Source organism: Polyangiaceae bacterium, assembly GCA_020633205.1.
Classification (GTDB): domain Bacteria; phylum Myxococcota_A; class Polyangia; order Polyangiales; family Polyangiaceae; genus JAHBVY01.
This window is the reverse complement of the sequence record JACKEB010000004.1, coordinates 1-2,002: the sequence shown is the minus strand read 5'-3', so window position 1 is coordinate 2,002 and position 2,002 is coordinate 1. Positions and strand designations below refer to the sequence as shown.

At 78.7% G+C, this 2,002-nt stretch carries 2 protein-coding genes; both read left to right on the top strand.

Annotated elements, in window-relative coordinates:
* Positions 1-979, top strand: a 979-nt coding sequence (locus tag H6718_00040) for a hypothetical protein (GenBank protein ID MCB9583751.1), incomplete at its 5' end; no start/stop codon positions are given.
* 154 nt (positions 980-1,133) lie between these two features.
* The coding region (locus H6718_00035) for a hypothetical protein (GenBank protein ID MCB9583750.1) at positions 1,134-2,002 on the top strand (869 nt) is incomplete at its 3' end.

The following is a 2,002-nucleotide window of genomic DNA, read 5'->3' as shown; positions in this document are numbered from 1 at the left end:
GGCGCTGGCCCTGCGCGACGCCCTGGCCGCGGACGCCGACGGCGACGCGGCCCTGCAGCTCGAGCGCGCGGGGAGCCAGGCGCGGATCGGCGAGCTCCTCGAGGGGCGAGGCGACCTCGACGGCGCGCGCGCCGCGTACCTCGCGATGCAGGCGCTGGTCGACGGCGTCCTGAGCCACGCGCCCGAGGACGCCAGCGCGGCGACGATGAAGGTGCAGGCCCTGGCGCGCCTCGGCGATCTCGCGGCGAGGCGCGGCGACGCCCGCGGCGCGATCGCGACCTACGAGACCGCGCTGACCGCCGCCGAGGCGCTGGCGGCGCGCTTCCCCGACGACGCGTCGCGCCAGCGCCTGGTCACGTTGATCCAGGATCGGGTCGGCGAGGCGCGGGCCGCCCAGGGGGACCACGCCGGCGCGCTGACCGCGTACCGCGCCAGCCTCGCGGTGGCGCAGCGCCTCGCCGAGCGCGACCCCAGCAACCTCGGCTGGCAGCGCGACCTGTCGATCGGCCACGTCGCGGTCGCCGACGAGCTGCGCGAGGTCGGCGACGTCGCCGGCGCGACCGCCTCCTACGAGGCCGCGCGCGCGATCCGCGAGCGCCTGGCCGCGCTCGACCCCAGCAACGCGGAGTGGACCAGCGATCTGTCGATCGTGATCGAGCGCCTCGCCGACCTGCAGCTCGAGCACGGCGACACCGCCGCCGCCCTGGCGGGCTTCCGCCGCTGCCTGGCGCTGCGCGACGGCCTGGTCGCGCGCGATCCCGACGACCTCGCGCGCGCCGAGAACGCCTTCATCGCGCGGTACAAGGTCGGGACTGCCCTGCACGCGCGCGGCGACGTCGCCGGCGCCACCCGCGAGCTCCGCGCGGCGCTGGCCGCCGCCCAGACGCTGGCGGCCGCGCACCCCGACGAGCCGTCGCTCGCCGAAGACGTCGCGGAGCTCCGCGACGTCTTGACCACCTGCTGCGGCGGCCTGCCGTGACGGCAAGGCCGCGGGTGGGCCCCTGTCGGACCCCCGGTCCGCGAGGCCGATCTGCCGGCCCCGCTGACTGGCCTCGAGCCGGCGGATCAGGCACGATCGACGCGTGGTAGGCCTCCGCCTCCCGGGGCGCGCGACCGCGGTCGCGATCGCGGTCTTGTCGTTGCTCGCGATCGGGCTGGCACCGCGGGGCGCCGTCGCGTCGCCCGATCGCATCGCGGTCACCGACGTCTACGCCGAGCCCGGGCTCGGCGACGACGCCGGCGCGGTCACGCTGCTGGTCCGTGCCGCGCTCGATCGCCCGGAGCGCGCGGTCGTCCCGCTGGCGGAGCTGGCGACCGCCGCTGGCAGCGACGGCGAGCGGGTGGTGGTCGACCTCGATCGGATCCCCGAGGTCGCGACCGCGCTGGGCGCGCGCTGGGTGGTGGTCGGCGAGCTGGTGCGGGACGGCGCCGGCGTCCGGGCCGCGCTGATCGTGCTCGACCGCGCCGGCGACGTCACCGCCCGCGTCGAGGCCCGCGCGCCCGACGGCGCGCTCGTCGAGCTGGTCACGCCGCTGGTGGAGGGCATCGCGCAGGCCACCGGCGGGCTGCCCGCCAACCGCACCGCCACGGTCTCGGTGGGCCAGCTCCGGCGCTTCGTGCGCGCGATCCGGGCCTGGCGCGGTCACCGTGACGCCGACGCCGCCGCGGCGCTCGACGGCGCCGATCCGACGGTCGCGCTCAAGGTGCCCGCCACCGAGGAGGTGGCGCACGCCCTGTGGCAGGATCCCTCGCTGGGCGCCGACGCCCGCCTGATCGCCGTGCTGGCGGCCGGCACCCCGCGGGACGTCGTCGAGCTGGCGACCGGCTCGAGCGGGCGCGACCGCGCGGCCCGGGCGATGGCCCGGATGGCGCTCTCCGACGCGGGCGCCGCCGAGAAGGAGCTCGCCGGCGTGCCGCGCGGCGACGCCCGCGATCCCCGCGTCCTGCGTGCCCGCGCCGCGCTCGCCGCGATGCGCCGCGACGCCAGCGGTCGCGACGCCCT